A 14,940-nucleotide genomic window follows, 5' to 3' on the forward strand; every position below is an offset into this window, starting at 1 on the left:
GCGGCGAACTCGATGGAATGGGGCGAATTATAGGCGACCCCGGCACGGCGCGTATTCAGCCGCCGGCGGCGGCGCCGGGTGCATACAGGCGGTGGTCGCGGATGTAGGCGGCCACCGCCGGCGGCAGCAGTGCCGCCCAGTCCTCGCCGGCGGCGATGCGCGCCCGCACCAGGCTGGCCGATTCGCTGCGCAGCGGTTGCCGCAGGCACCACAGCCGGCCGCCCGGCGCGGCGGTCAGCGCCTGCGGCGTGTCGGCCCAGCGCCCGGCCACCGCCTGCGCCAGTTCCGCCGGCACCGCCCGCTCCCAGCCGCTGCCGGCGCGGTCGGCGACGATCAGGTGCGCGGCCTCCAGCAACGCCCGCCAATCGCGCCAGCCGTTGAAGCCGACGAAGCTGTCGCTGCCGATCAGCAGCGCCAGCGGCGCGTCGGCGCCGAGTTCGCCGCGCAGCTCGCGCACCGTGTCGATGCTGTAGGACGCCACCCCGGGCCGGGCCTGCGCGCGGCGCAGCTCGTGCAGGTCCAGCACCAGCCCCGGCGTGTCGTCGATCGCCAGCGCCAGCATCGCGCAGCGCTGCGGCGCATCGGCGCCTGGCGCCGCGCGATGCGGCGGATCGGCCGCCGGCATCAGCCGCACCGGCACCCCGAAGGCATCGCGCGCCGCCCGCGCGATCGCCAGGTGGCCGTTGTGGATGGGGTCGAAGGTGCCGCCGTAGATGAGGTGCAGTGGTGGGGAATCGGGAATGGGGAATGGGGGAGAAGCAACAGCCGCGGGCTGCGGGGTCTCTGGCGGAACCGCAGCGCCGCTGTTCCCATTCCCGATTCCCGATCCCCGACTCCCGGCGTTCATACCACCAACAACCGCACCGCCCGCGCCTCGGCGATCGCCAGCAGCAGGCGCTCCAGGGCGATCCAGGCGTCGCCGTCGGCGCGGCCCTTGGCGATGCGGTCGATGCGCCCGGCCTCGGCGGCGAAACGTTCCCAGCGGCGCGGCTCGGGATGCCGCTGCAGGGCGCGCTTGAACGGCGCCTGCCGCGATTCCCAGATGCCCTGCCCCTTCATCTCCGCCGCCAGGTTGCCGCCGGCGGCCTGCACCTTGGCCAGCGCCGCGGTGCGCAGCAGTTCCTTGATCAGGATCGGCAGCAGCGCGGCCACCGCCTCGCCCTCGGCGCGCAGGCCGGCGAGCATGCGCCGCACCGCCGGCGCCTGCCCGGCGAGCGTGGCCTCGGCCAGGCGGAACACGTCGTAGCGCGCGGCATCGGCGACCAGCGACTCCATCGCCGCCACGTCCAGGCCCTGGCCGTCGGCCAGCAGGGCCAGCTTGTCGATCTCCTGCGCCGCCGCCAGCAGGTTGCCTTCGACCCGCTCGGCCAGGCGCTGCACCGCGCCGGCGTCGGCACGCAGGCCCTTGCTGCGCAGGCGCCGCTCGATCCAGTCGCCCAGTTCGTGCGGTTTGATCGCCCAGGCCACCGCGATGGTGCCGATGCGCCCGACCGCATCGGCCCACTTGCCGTGATGGGCCTTGCTCCATTCGTTGCAGGTGATCAGCAGCACCACGTCCGGCGGCGGGTCGGCGCAGAACGCGGCGATCACCTCGCCGCCTTCCTTGCCGGGCTTGCCGCTGGGCAGGCGCAGTTCGATCAGCCGCTGCGCGCTGAACAGGCTGGGCGCGTTGAAGCTGGAATACAGCTGGCCCCAATCGAAGTCGCGGCCGTCGGCATCGAACACTTCGCGCTCGCTGATGCCGGCGGCACGCGCGCGGGCGCGCACCGCGTCGGCGGCCTCGAGCACGCGCAGGGTTTCCGGACCGGCGATCAGGTAGACCGGCTGCAGCGGCTGCGACGCCGGCTGGGTGGCGAGTTGTTCGGGACGCAGTTCCATGACGACAGCCTACGCTGCTGCAGGCGCATGCGGCGAACGCCGCGCGCCTGCTGAAAACGGCATGGCCGCCGCGCGCGGCGGCGAAGGCGGCAGGGCGAGGCTCAAGGCTGCGGCGTGGTCGCCGGCTTGCCTGCGGCCGGCGTGGCGTCGGCCGGCTTGCCTTCCACCGGCGTGCCGTCGGTCGACGGCGGCGCGGCGTTGACGTCCTTGCCGTCGCGCACCTGTGCGCGCACCACGCTGTCGATCCGGCGCAGCATCGAGGCCGACATCTCGCGGCGCAGTTCGTCGGCCAGGATCTCGCGCTCGGTGGAGGTACCGGTGGCGTCGGTCGGCGGCGACACGTAGTCGCGCGACAGCTCGATCACCTGCTGCGGCACCAGCACGCTGCCGTCGGCGCGGCGGAACACGAAGATCGCCGCGTAGCGCAGGCTGTATTCCTGGGCGCGGCCTTCGGCGTCGAGCGCGATCGGCAGGTCGCCCCAGCGCTCGGACAGCACTTCCAGGCGGGCCACGCCGGTGTTGACGTCCTTCGGCGCGATCTGCGCGCCGGCCGCGCGCAGGCCGCGCTCGAGCAGCTTGGCCAGCTCGCTGTACGGCGCCGAGGACACCACCTTCACCGACGGCGTGTCGGCCGGCAGGGTCAGCTTGTTGCGCAGGTGGAAACCGCAGGCGGTCAGGGACGCCGCGAGGACGAAAGCGAGCAGGAGTCGGGTCATGGACACAGTCTGGAGGAGCCGGCTGAGCGCGGCAACAGGCCGCTAGCCTGCCGCACGCTGCGTGAACGCGGGTTGAGACCTGCCGCGCCGCGCGGCCGCGCGGCGGCCGGAGCGGCGCGCCGGCTCACGCCGCCACCAGGTTCACGATCTTGCCCGGCACGATGATGATCTTGCGGATGCTCAGCCCTTCCAGGAACTTGGCCGCGTTCGGCTCGGCCTGGGCCAGCGCCTCGATCTGCTCGCGCGGGGTGTCGGCGCCGACCTCGATGGTGCCGCGCAGCTTGCCGTTGACCTGCACCGCCAGGGTCACCGCGTCGCGCACCAGCGCGGCCGGGTCCGGCTGCGGGAACGGCACGTCCTCCAGCAGCGTCGGCGCATGGCCCAGCGCCTGCCACAGCGCGTGGCTGGCGTGCGGGGTGATCGGATTGAGCAGCAGCACCGCGGCCTCCAGCGCTTCCTGGCGCACCGCGCGGCCCTGCGCGCTGGTGTCGTCGAACTTGGCCAGCGCGTTGCTCAGTTCCATCACCGCGGCGATGGCGGTGTTGAAGCTGTGGCGGCGGCCGTAGTCGTCGGCGACCTTGCCGATGGTCTCGTGGGTCTTGCGCCGCAGCGCCTTGTGCTCGGCGTCCAACGCGGCCGGGTCCAGCGCCGGGGCGGCGCCGTCGGCGGCGTGCTTGTGCACCTGCGCCCACAACCGGCGCAGGAACCGCGCCATGCCGTCGACGCCGGCCTCGTTCCACTCCAGCGACTGCTCCGGCGGCGCGGCGAACATCGAGAACAGGCGCACCGTGTCGGCGCCGTACTTGCCGACCATGGCCTGCGGATCGACGCCGTTGTTCTTGGACTTGGACATCTTCTCGGTGCCGCCGATCAGCACCGGCTGGCCGTCGCCGCGGTGCACCGCGCCGATCACCCGCGCCTTGTCGTCGCGCTGCACGTCCACGTCGGCGGGATTGATCCAGTCCTTGGAGCCGTCCGGGTTCTGCCGGTAGAAGGTCTCGGCGATCACCATGCCCTGGGTCAGCAGGTTGGTCGCCGGCTCGTCGCTGTCCACCAGGCGCGCGTCGCGCAGCAGCTTGTGGAAGAAGCGGAAGTACATCAGGTGCAGGATCGCGTGCTCGATGCCGCCGATGTACTGGTCCACCGGCAGCCAGTAGTTGCCGCGCTTGTCGACCATGTCCTTGGCGCCGGGCGAGGTGTAGCGCGCGTAGTACCAGCTCGACTCCATGAAGGTGTCGAAGGTGTCGGTCTCGCGCTCGGCCGCCGCGCCGCACTGCGGGCAGGTGGTCTTGCGCCATTCCGGGTCGGTCTTCAGCGGCGAGCCGGTGCCGCTCAGGGCCACGTTCTCCGGCAGCAGCACCGGCAACTGGTCTTCCGGCACCGGCACCGCGCCGCAGCTGGGGCAGTAGATCACCGGGATCGGGCAGCCCCAGTAGCGCTGGCGGCTGACGCCCCAGTCGCGCAGCCGGTAGTTGACCCGGCGCTGGCCCTGGCCCTTGCGCTCGAAACGCTCGGCCAGCGCCTCGAACGCGCCCTGGAAGTCCAGCCCGTCGAACTCGGCCGAATTGACCAGTTCCAGTTCGCGGGTCTTGTCGCCGTACCAGTCCTGCCAGCGGCTCGGATCGTAGTGACGCTCGTCGTCGTTCTTCGGCGCCTTCAGCGCGATCACCTGGCGGATCGGCAGGGCGTACTTGCTGGCGAATTCGAAATCGCGCTGGTCGTGGCCGGGCACCGCCATCACCGCGCCGGTGCCGTAGCCCATCAACACGAAGTTGGCGACCCACACCGGCACCTGCTCGCCGCTGATCGGATGCACCGCGGTCAGGCCGGTGTCCATGCCGCGCTTTTCCTGGGTCTCCAATTCCGCCTCGGAGACGCCGCCCTGCTTCAGCTCGGCCAGCAGCGCGGCCAGCTGCGGATTGGACTTGGCCGCATGCAGCGCCAGCGGATGCTCGCTGGCGATGGACACGAAGGTCACGCCCATCAGCGTGTCCGGGCGCGTGGTGAACACCCGCAGCGGATCCAGCGCGCTGCCGTCGGCGTCGCGTACGTCGAACTGGATTTCCAGGCCCTCGGAGCGGCCGATCCAGTTGCGCTGCATGGTCTTGACCGACTCCGGCCAGCCCGGCAGCTGGTCCAGGCCGTCCAGCAGCTCCTGCGCGTAGTCGGTGATGCGCAGGAACCACTGCGGAATCTCGCGCTTCTCCACCAGCGCGCCGGAGCGCCAGCCGCGGCCGTCGATGACCTGCTCGTTGGCCAGCACGGTCTGGTCGATCGGGTCCCAGTTCACCACCGCGTTGCGGCGGTAGGCCAGGCCCTTGCGCATCAGCCGGGTGAACATGCGCTGCTCGTGCACGTAGTACTCGGGCCGGCAGGTGGCGAACTCGCGCGACCAGTCGATGGCGTAGCCCAGCGACTTGAGCTGGCTGCGCATGTGGTCGATGTTGGCGTAGGTCCACTTCGCCGGCGCGGTCTTGTTCTTGATCGCGGCGTTCTCGGCCGGCAGGCCGAACGCGTCCCAGCCCATCGGCTGCAGCACGTTCTTGCCGATCATGCGCTGGTAGCGGCTGATCACGTCGCCGATGGTGTAGTTGCGCACGTGGCCCATGTGCAGCGCCCCGGACGGGTACGGCAGCATCGACAGGCAGTAGAACTTGGGCTTGTCGGAGGTCTCGTCGACCTCGAAGGCGCGGGTGGCGTCCCAGAACTGCTGGGCGGACGATTCGACCTGCTGCGGGTCGTAGGCGGTGGGCTCGACGGCGGACATGGAAACGGGCAAGGGCCAGGCGGCAACAAAGCGGCCAAGGGTACCGTAGCGCGGCAAGCCGCTCCAATCCCGGCGACGGACGGCAGCGGCGCGGAACGCCGCGGCGGCGCCCGGCAGGGGCCGGAACCGCGGCCGCGGCGCCATCGGCGCCGTGTGCGCCCCCAGCGGGCGGCGGCCATGGCACGGCCGCCCGCGGCGGCCAACTGCGCAAGGCCGGCCGGGTCAGCCGCGGCGCGGCCCCGCCTGCGGTCCCGGCCAGCAGGCCAGCAGCGCCAGCCAGCCCCACCACAGCAGGAACACCAGCCGCTGCGCCAGCGCCGGCGACAGCAGCCGGTCCAGCGCGAACGCGCCCAGCGCCGCCAGCAGCGCCATGCTCAGCGCCACCGCCGCCCAGCCGCGCGCGGCCGGATCGCGGCGCGCGCCCAGCCCCAGCAGGGCGGCGGCCGCCACCAGGGCCACCACCCACAGCAACCAGGCGCTGGCATGCAACTGGGTCGCACGCGCCTGCAGGTCGCTCGGGTCCAGCGGCAGCAGGCCCATGCCGGCGAAGGCCAGTCCCGCCAACAGCAGCAGTTGCCCGCCGACCCGCAACGCCCAGGGCGCCTGGCGCCCGGCCCGGCGCAACAGCCGCAGCGCCAGCGCCAGCGCCAGGCACCCGGGCAGCACGAACGCCAGCAGGTTGAAGGCCCAGGCATGCGGGATGCCACGCGCGCCGAGCAGGGCCAGCGGATGCGACCACGGCAGATAGCCGGGCAGGACCGCGCCGAACCCCAGCATCGCCGCCACGGCGGCCACCGCCAGCAGCGGCCCGATCCAACGCACCACCCGTTCGCTCACTTCGCCCATCCGCTGCCGTCCTTTCGCGCCGCCATGGCGCCTCCAGCCGGGCATTGTCGCCGCTGCGGCCGCGGCCGGCACGCGCGGCACGGCGGCGGCGCCCTTGCATCGGCGCGGCGTCGCCTCCATACAGAGCGTCCTCTCGCCTGCGATGAAGCCGCCCATGTCCGACACGCCCCACGTTTTCGACGCCAAGACCGAGACCTTCGAAGCCGAGGTGCTGCAGCGCTCGCTGCAGACGCCGGTGCTGGTGGACTTCTGGGCGCCCTGGTGCGGCCCGTGCAAGACCCTGAGCCCGATCCTGGAAAAGCTGGCGGCCGAATACAACGGCGGTTTCGTCCTGGCCAAGGTCGACGTGGACCAGGAGCAGCAGATCGCCGCGGCGTTCCAGATCCGCTCGGTGCCGACGGTGTTCCTGGTCAAGGGCGGGCAGCTGGTCGACGGCTTCCCCGGCGCGCTGCCCGAAGGCCAGTTGCGCGAATTCCTGACCCAGCACGGGATCGTGCCGCTGGCGGCGCAGGAACCGGCCGAAGACGTGCCGGCGGCGCCGCTGGATCCGCACGCCGAAGTGCAGCGCCTGCGCGAGGCGGTGGCGGCCGAGCCGGACAAGGACGAGCTGAAGCTGGACCTGGCCCTGGCCCTGGTCAAGATCGGCGCCGCCGCCGAGGCGGAGACGCTGATCGACGCGCTGCCGGCCAACCTGGCCACCGACGAGCGCGCGGTGCGGGCGCGGGCGCGCCTGGGCTTCGTCGGCGCGCTGCAGGCGGCACCGCCGCTGGAGACGCTGCAGGCCACGCTGGCGCAGGATCCGAGCGACCTCAAGGCGCGCTACCTGCTAGGCGTGCACCACCTGGTCGGCGGCGACGACGCGGCCGCGCTGGAGCAGTTCCTGGAGATGCTGCGCCAGGATCGCGGTTTCGAGGACGGCCTGCCGAAGAAGGCCTTGATCGATGCGTTCCGGGTGATCGAGGACGAGGACCTGGTGGGGCAGTACCGCCGCAAGATGTCCGCCCTGCTGTTCTGAGACTACAATCGCATTTCCGGCAGCTGGCAACGGCGTCTCCAGCCGCCGCGAGAGTCGGACACCCCGGCCTGCCTCATGGATGCCGTGATCAGGGACGAACGCTGCCTGCCGACCCGCCGGCAGCGCCGCCCCGGTCTTTTGCCGGACAGATGATGTGAATCAGTACGACCGCCGCATGCCCCTGCCCGTCCATCGTTCCCGGGCAAGCATGCGCCGGCGCGCCGGCCTGCTGTGCTGGATCGCCCTGCTGCTCGCTCCTGCCGCGATGGCGCAGGACTGGCACTACCGGGTGCGCCCCGGCGACACGCTGTGGGACCTGGGCCAGCGCTATCTGCGCCCGGGCATGGACTGGATGCGGCTGGGCCAGCACAACCAGGTGGCCGATCCGCACCGGCTGACGCCGGGGGCGCGGCTGCGCTTTCCGATCGCCTGGCTGCGGGTGCAGCCGGTACCGGCACGGCTGGTCGCGCTGCGCGGCCAGATCAGCGTGCAGACCGCCGACAGCGCGACGCTGTCGGCGCAGGAGGGCATGCCGCTGCCGATCGGCAGCGCGCTGCAGACCGGCGCCGACGCCAGCGCCACCGTGCAGTTCGCCGACGGCTCGCGCATGCAGGTGCGCGAGAACAGCCTGGTCCGCTTCGACCAGTTGCTCCGCTACGGCGCCACCGGCATGGTCGATACGCGGGTGCGGCTGGAGAAGGGCCGCACCAGCAACGACGTGATCCCCGCCAGCGGGCCTGCCTCGCGCTACATCATCCAGACCCCGAGCAGCACCAGCAGCGTGCGCGGCACCCGCTTCCGCGTCGGCGCCGGCGACGGTCACCAGCTCGCCGCCACCGAGGTGCTGCAGGGCGCGGTGCGGGTCGCCGGCGGCGGCGGCCAGCGCCTGCTGCAGCCGGGCGATGCGGCGCGGGTGGGCACCGGGACGGCGCCGCTGCCGGAACCGCTGCTGCCGGCACCGGTGCTGGACCTGGCGCGCAGCCGCTTGCAACACCCGCCCTACCTGCTGGCGTGGACGCCGCTGGCCGGCGCCAGCCGCTACCGCATCGAAGCGCTGGATGCGCAGCAGCGCGAGATCCTGCGCTACGCCCGCGAGACCGAGGCAAGCGCACTGGTGCTGGACGACCTGCCGCCCGGGGACCTGCGGCTCCTGCTGCGCGGCATCGCCGCCACCGGCGTGGAAGGCGAAGACGCCGAGCAGGCGCTGCGGGTGTGGGCCACGCCGCTGCCGCCGCTGACCGTGCAACCGCTGCAGGATCAGCACCTGCGCATCGCGCGGCCGCGCTTCGAATGGACCCGCAATCCGCAGGCCAGCAGCAGCGTGCTGCAACTGGCGCGCGACGCGCAGTTCCAGGACCTGCTGCTCGACCAGGAGACCACGGCCACGCGCCTGCGCGCGCCGCAGCCGTTGCCGCCCGGCCGCTACTTCTGGCGCGTCGCCTCGCGCGACGCGCAGGGCCGCCAGGGTCCGTTCGGGCAGGCGTTGCGGCTGCAGCTCAGCGACGAGCCGGTCGATCCCGGCCTGGCGCCGGCGCAGGCCGAGCGCGGCACCCTCACCCTGCGCTGGCAGGCCGATCCCGCCGCGCAGCACTACCGGGTGCAGGTCGCGCGCGATCCCGACTTCACCCACCGCCTGCTCGAGCGCACGGTCGCCCAGCCGCAGGTCGCGCTGCCGCGGCCGCGGCGCGGCACCTGGTACGTGCGCGTGCAGACGCTGGATGCCGACGGCGAGGCCGCGCCGTTCTCGGCGCCGCAGACCATCACCCTGCCCTGCCGCTACTGCAAGCTCGGTGCGGGCGGCGCGGCGGTCCTGCTGTGGCTGGCCCTGTGAGCGCCGCGCGGCCGCGCCGCGCCGCCGCCGTGGCCGCGGCGGCGGCAGCGGGGCTGGCCGCGGCGCTGAGCCTGAGCAATGCCACCTGGCGGCTGGACCAGGCGCTGTACGACGCCCTGATCAAGCACTCGCCACGCCCGGCCGATCCGCGCCTGCTGCTGATCGCCATCGACGACCGCAGCCTGCAGGCGCTGGGCCAATGGCCGTGGCGGCGCGAGGTGCATGCGCGCCTGCTCGATCGGCTGACCGCGGCCGGAAGCGAGCGGGTGGCGCTGGACCTGCTGTTCAGCGAGCCCGAGCAGCTACACCCGGACGACGATGCGCGCCTGGCCGCGGCGCTGCGCCGCAACGGCCGTACCGTGCTGCCGGTGATCGGCAGCGCCAGCGACGCCGAGATGACCCAGGAACTGCTGCCGATCCCCGCCATCACCGCCGCCGCGGCGCAGCTGGCGCATACCGAGATCGCGGTCGATGCCGACGGCGTGTCGCGCGGCGTGTATCTGCGCGCCGGGCTCGGCAGCGCGCATTGGCCGGCGTTGGGCGCCGCGCTGGTCGGGCAGGCGCGGCCGCCGGCGCCGGCCAGCACCCGCACGCCCTATGCCTGGCACCGCGCCGACTACGCCGGTCTGCACTTCGCCGCGCCCTCGGCGCCGTTCGCCCAGGTGTCCTACGTCGACGTCCTGCAGGGCCGCATTCCGGCGCAGGCGCTGCGCCAGCGCCTGGTGATCGTCGGCGTGAGCGCCACCGGCCTGGGCCCGCGGGTGACGACGCCGATGTCCGCCGACGGCGGCATGAGCGCGCCCGAGTACCAGGCCAACGTCGCCGCGACGCTGCTGCGCGCCGATCCGATCCTGCCGCTGTCGCGCAGCACGCAAGTGGCGGTGTCGGCGTTGCTGACCCTGCTGGTCTGCCTGGGCACGTCCTGCGCGCAGCGCGCGCGCCGCTGGCACTGGCTGGCGCCGCTGACGGGCATGGCCGCGGTCGCCATCGGCAGCCTGCTGTGGGTGCTGGCCAGCGGCCGCTGGTTCGCCCCCGGCGCGGCCCTGCTGGCACTGGCCATCGTCGCCGGCTTCCGCCTGTGCCTGCATGCCGCCCGCTGGCGCCAGCAGGCGCAACGCGATGCCCTGACCGGGCTGCTCAACCGCCACGGCTTCGAGCAAGCCTTCGGCCACGAACTGGACGAGGCGCGCCGCAGCGGCAAGCCGCTGACCCTGATCATCGTCGATGTCGACCATTTCAAGCGCTACAACGACACCCTCGGCCACCGCGCCGGCGACCGCGCGCTGACCCTGGTCGCCAATGCGGTAGCGCGGCACGCGCGGCGCCCGCACGAGGTCGCGGCGCGCTTCGGCGGCGACGAATTCGTCATGATCCTGCCCGCCACCGACACGGCCGACGCCTGCCGGATCGCCGCGGCGCTGGTCGAGCACATCCGCGGGCTGTCGCTGCGCGCGGCCAACGGCAGCGTCGCCATCACCGCCAGCCTCGGCGTGCACAGCGCCAGCGTCGCCGCAGACACCCGCGAGCGCGACTTCTTCGAACTGGCCGACACCGCGCTGTACCGCGCCAAGCGCGCTGGACGCGATGGCTACGCGCTGAGCGACGACCTGCCGGACCACCATACGCATGCGTCTGGTACCCTGCCGACTCCTGATCCGCCCACCGCCGCGCAATGAAGCCAACGCTGTTCCGCCTGGGCCTGAACCTGTGGCCGCCGTTCCTGTTCGCCGGCATCCATGTGACCGAGTTGAGCGCCGACTACCGCCACGCGCGGGTCGAACTGCGCATGCGCCCCTGGAACCGCAACTACGTCGGCACCCATTTCGGCGGCAGCCTGTTCGCCATGACCGACCCGTTCTGGATGCTGCTGACCCTGCAGAACCTGGGGCGCGACTACTACGTCTGGGACAAGGCCGGCAGCATCGAGTTCGTGCGCCCGGGCCGCGGCACGGTCAGCGCACGGTTCGACCTGGACCAGACGGTGCTGGACGACCTGCGCGCGGCCACCGCCGGCGGCGACAAGCATCTGCGCTGGTTCGAGACCGACATCGTCGACGCGCAGGGCGAGGTGGTGGCACGGGTGCGCAAGCAGCTGTACGTCAAGCGCAAGCCGCAACGCTAGCGCGCCCACTGCAGCCCGCAGGCGCGCCAGGCCCGGACCTCCAGCGCAGGCCGGCGGCGCACACCGCGCGCCAATACGCGGCCTGGCCGCGAACGCGTCGTGCACCGCGCATCGGCTCGGGCAGCACGCGCACCTCCCAGCCCAATCGCAGCTGCACGGTGTGGACGCAAGACTGTGCGGCGCCGCAGCAACGGTCATCGCGCTCCACTACACTACGCGGATGTCGCCCGATCTCCCCGCCCCCGCTCCGCGCCCGTCCCTGCAACGGCTGTTCTTCACCGGCCTGCTGACTCTGTTGCCGATCTGGCTGACCTGGGTCGTGGTCAAGTTCGTGTTCGTGCTGCTCTCGGGCATCAGCAGCCCCTGGGTGGTGCCGCTGTCGGCACGCATCGCCGCCTCGTTCCCGCGCGAGCTGGGCTGGGCCACCGCGCAATGGGTGCAGAACACCATCGCCCTGATCGCCACCCTGGCGGTGATCCTGCTGGTCGGCTTCCTCAGCCGGCGCGTGATCGGCCAGCGCCTGCTGCGCTGGTTCGAGGCGGTGATGCGCCGCATCCCGCTGGCCAGCGTGGTCTACGACAGCGTGCGCAAGCTGGTGGACATCCTGCAGACCCAGCCCGGCAGCACCCAGCGCGTGGTGCTGATCGACTTCCCGCACCGCGACATGAAGTCGGTGGGCCTGGTGACGCGGGTGATCAAGGAACATGGCACCGGCCGCGAACTGGCCGCGGTGTACGTGCCGACCACCCCCAACCCGACCTCCGGCTACCTCGAGATCGTGCCGGTGGAGCTGCTCACGCCCACCGACTGGAGCGTGGACCAGGCGATGAGCTTCATCATCTCCGGCGGCGCGGTGGCGCCGGAAAGCGTGCCATTCACCCGGACCGTGGACCGCTGACGCCGATGCGCCGCGGCACGCTCGACGATCGCGCGGTCCGTCTGTTCATCGCCCTGGCGGCGTTCTTCTGCGTCAACGCCGCGCTGGCCGAGTTCATCGGGGTCAAGATCTTCGCCCTGGAAGACACCCTGGGCATCGCGCCGCTGAACTGGAACCTGTTCGGGCAGACCGGCTCGATGAATTTCACGGCGGGCACCCTGCTATGGCCGCTGGTGTTCATCCTCACCGACACCATCAACGAATTCTTCGGACGCCGCGGCGTGCGCTTCATCTCCTGGCTGGCGGTGGCGCTGATCGGCTACGGCTTCCTGTTCGCGTTCGCCGCGATCGGGCTGGCCCCGGCCGGCTTCTGGGTCACCGCCGCGCAACACCAGGGCGTGCCCGACTACCAGGCCGCGTTCGCCGCGGTGTTCGGCCAGGGCATGTGGACCATCGCCGGCTCGCTGGTCGCGTTCATGGCCGGCCAGCTGATCGACGTGGCGGTGTTCCACCGCATCCGCAGCGTGACCGGCGAGAAACACGTGTGGCTGCGCGCCACCGGCTCCACCGCGGTCTCGCAACTGATAGACAGCTTCGTGGTGATCTACATCGCCTTCGTGCTCGGCCCGCAGCACTGGTCGCTGCAGCTGTTCCTGGCGGTAAGCACGCTGAACTACATCTGCAAGATGCTGCTGGCGGTGCTGCTGATCCCGCTGCTGTACCTGATGCGGCGGCTGATCACCGACTACCTGACCCCCGAGCGCGCCGAGCAACTGCGCGAGGAAGCCGCCGCCGACTGAACGCCGGCATACGCGCGCGCGCGCCGCACGCGCTTGCGCGCGGCCGTCGTGCAGCGCCGCAGAGGCCGGCGCCGCCTGGCCCGCCACGGCCCTGGCGGCGGCCCACGCCGGGGGTCGCAGGCGCCCGCGGGGACCGGCCACGGGTGGCCTCCGCGGTGCGGATCGGGCAAGCTCCCCGCTCGCTTGTCGTTGGAGCCCGCAATGCCGCCCCGCTTTTCCCGCCTGCTGTCCCTCGCCATCGCCACCGCCCTGAGCCTGTCGCTGGCGGCCCCGGCGGACGCGGCCAAGAAGAAGACCACCAAGCAGACCACCGCGCAGACCCGCGCCAAGGCCAGCAAGGCGCGCAAGGCGCGGCCGGCGCCGGCCCCGGTGGTGTTGACCAAGGCGCAGCAGCTGAACCGGCTGTACGACGACTACTGGGAGGCCTCGCTGAAGCTCAATCCGCTGCAGGCCACCTTCCAGGGCGACAGCCGCTACAACGACCAGTTGCCGAACTTCCTCTCGGCCGCGTTCCGCCAGCAGTCGCACGACTTCACCGTGGAGTGGCTGACCAAGGCCGAGGCGATCGGCAAGGACGGCCTGACCGGGCAGGATCTGCTGAGCTACGAGATCTTCGTCGGCGATGCGCGCAACGCGCTGGAGGCGGAGAAGTACCCGAGCTGGATGCAGCCGGTGAACCAGTTCTACAACGTCGGCAGCATCATGGTGATGCTCGGTTCGGGCACCGGCGCGCAGCCGTTCCGCACGGTCAAGGACTACGACAACTGGTCGCGGCGCGCGCTCGGCATTCCGGCGCTGTTCGACCAGGCCATCGCCAACATGCGCGAGGGCATGAAGGCCGGCGTGGTGCAGCCGCGCGCGCTGATGGAGAAGGTGCTGCCGCAGCTGGATGCGATCATCAAGCCCACCGCCGAGGAGAGCCTGTTCTGGGGCCCGGTGCGCAATCTGCCGGCGGACATCCCCGAGGCCGAGAAGCAGCGCATCACCGCCGAATACAAGCGCATGATCGAATACCGCATCATGCCCGCCTACCGCGCCCTGCGCGGCTTCATCGCCACCGAGTACCTGCCGGCCACGCGCAACACCGCCGGCATCGGCGCCCTGCCCGGCGGCGACGCCTGGTACGCCTGGAACGTGCGCCAGAGCACCACCACCGACCTGACCCCGGCCCAGATCCACCAGATCGGCCTGGACGAGGTGGCGCGCATCCAGAGCCAGATCCAGGCGGTGATGAAGCAGGTGCGCTTCCGCGGCTCGATGCAGAAGTTCTTCAAGTTCATGCAGACCGACAAGCGTTTCACCTTCAAGAGCGAGGACGAGCTGCTGACCTACTACCGCGGTCTGGAAGGCCGGGTCGACGCGGCGGTGCCGCGCATGTTCTCGCTCAAGCCCAAGGCCGCGTTCGAGATCCGCCCGGTCGAGCCGTACCGCGCGCAGTCGGCCGCCAGCGGCTCGTACATGCGCCCCAGCGAGGACGGCCGCCCCGGCATCTTCTACGTCAACACCTACGACCTGCCCAGCCGCAAGACCTGGGATGCGGAAGACCTGTACCTGCACGAGGCCATTCCCGGCCACCACTTCCAGCTCGGCCTGCAGCAGGAGCTGACCAACCTGCCCAAGTTCCGCCGCTTCGGCGGCGAGACCGCCTTCATCGAAGGCTGGGGCCTGTACGCCGAATCGCTGGGCAAGGAGCTGGGCCTGTACCAGGACCCGTACAACTATTTCGGCTACCTGCAGAACGAGCTGTGGCGTGCGATCCGGCTGGTGGTGGACACCGGCCTGCACAGCAAGGGCTGGACCCGCGAGCAGGTGATCGACTACATGCTGCAGAACTCGGCCACCAGCCGCACCGATGCCGAGGCCGAAGCCGAGCGCTACATGGCCATCCCCGGGCAGGCACTGTCCTACAAGATCGGCGAGATGAAGATCATGCAACTGCGCGATTACGCCCGCGCGCAACTGGGCGACAAGTTCGACATCCGCGAATTCCATGCCGAAGTGCTGAAGGACGGCTCGGTGCCGCTGAACGTGCTGCAGGAAAAGATCGAGCGCTGGGTGGCGAGCAAGAAGGGCTGAGCAAGCGATGCC

At 71.7% G+C, this 14,940-nt stretch carries 12 protein-coding genes; 7 read left to right on the forward strand and 5 right to left on the reverse strand.

The window, feature by feature from the left end; genetic code table 11:
- Positions 1-55 precede the first annotated feature (55 nt).
- The 5 genes from nadD to NKJ47_RS14890 form a co-directional block, all read right to left on the reverse strand.
- Entirely contained in the window at positions 56-847 is a 792-nt protein-coding gene (nadD, locus tag NKJ47_RS14870; RefSeq protein WP_254458611.1) for a nicotinate-nucleotide adenylyltransferase, read from the reverse strand.
- Positions 844-1,878, reverse strand: coding sequence for a DNA polymerase III subunit delta (gene holA / locus NKJ47_RS14875; protein ID WP_254458612.1), 1,035 nt, complete (start codon positions 1,876-1,878; stop codon positions 844-846). The genes nadD and holA overlap by 4 nt, the downstream gene beginning before the upstream one ends.
- A 101-nt stretch (positions 1,879-1,979) precedes the next feature.
- The gene (gene lptE / locus NKJ47_RS14880; RefSeq protein ID WP_254458613.1) at positions 1,980-2,594 is read right to left on the reverse strand and encodes an LPS assembly lipoprotein LptE; all 615 of its coding nucleotides are present in this window, start codon (positions 2,592-2,594) and stop codon (positions 1,980-1,982) included.
- 124 nt (positions 2,595-2,718) lie between these two features.
- On the reverse strand, positions 2,719-5,361 hold the full coding sequence (leuS, locus tag NKJ47_RS14885) for a leucine--tRNA ligase (protein WP_254458614.1): 2,643 nt from the start codon (positions 5,359-5,361) through the stop codon (positions 2,719-2,721).
- A gap of 222 nt (positions 5,362-5,583) precedes the next feature.
- Entirely contained in the window at positions 5,584-6,207 is a 624-nt protein-coding gene (locus NKJ47_RS14890) for a DUF998 domain-containing protein (RefSeq protein ID WP_254458615.1), read from the reverse strand.
- A gap of 154 nt (positions 6,208-6,361) precedes the next feature.
- On the opposite strand from NKJ47_RS14890, the gene trxA reads away from it, so the two are divergent.
- The 7 genes from trxA (at position 6,362) to NKJ47_RS14925 (ending at position 14,928) form a co-directional block, all read left to right on the forward strand.
- A complete protein-coding gene (gene trxA, locus NKJ47_RS14895; protein ID WP_254458616.1) occupies positions 6,362-7,222 on the forward strand; it encodes a thioredoxin in 861 nt (286 codons plus the stop codon).
- 208 nt (positions 7,223-7,430) lie between these two features.
- Complete coding sequence (locus tag NKJ47_RS14900; protein WP_254458617.1) at positions 7,431-9,053, forward strand: FecR family protein; 1,623 nt, start codon at positions 7,431-7,433, stop codon at positions 9,051-9,053.
- A complete protein-coding gene (locus NKJ47_RS14905; RefSeq protein WP_254458618.1) occupies positions 9,050-10,729 on the forward strand; it encodes a CHASE2 domain-containing protein in 1,680 nt (559 codons plus the stop codon). The genes NKJ47_RS14900 and NKJ47_RS14905 overlap by 4 nt, the downstream gene beginning before the upstream one ends.
- Complete coding sequence (locus NKJ47_RS14910) at positions 10,726-11,175, forward strand: DUF4442 domain-containing protein (RefSeq protein WP_254458619.1); 450 nt, start codon at positions 10,726-10,728, stop codon at positions 11,173-11,175. Before NKJ47_RS14905 ends, NKJ47_RS14910 begins: the two co-directional genes overlap by 4 nt.
- Before the next feature lie 220 nt (positions 11,176-11,395).
- On the forward strand, positions 11,396-12,073 hold the full coding sequence (locus NKJ47_RS14915) for a DUF502 domain-containing protein (RefSeq protein WP_254458620.1): 678 nt from the start codon (positions 11,396-11,398) through the stop codon (positions 12,071-12,073).
- A gap of 5 nt (positions 12,074-12,078) precedes the next feature.
- A complete protein-coding gene (locus NKJ47_RS14920) occupies positions 12,079-12,852 on the forward strand; it encodes a queuosine precursor transporter (protein WP_429002438.1) in 774 nt (257 codons plus the stop codon).
- A gap of 201 nt (positions 12,853-13,053) precedes the next feature.
- Positions 13,054-14,928, forward strand: coding sequence for a DUF885 domain-containing protein (locus tag NKJ47_RS14925; protein WP_254458621.1), 1,875 nt, complete (start codon positions 13,054-13,056; stop codon positions 14,926-14,928).
- Positions 14,929-14,940 lie beyond the last annotated feature (12 nt).

Origin of the sequence: Xanthomonas sacchari, from assembly GCF_024266585.1 — a bacterium.
GTDB lineage: Bacteria > Pseudomonadota > Gammaproteobacteria > Xanthomonadales > Xanthomonadaceae > Xanthomonas_A > Xanthomonas_A sacchari_C.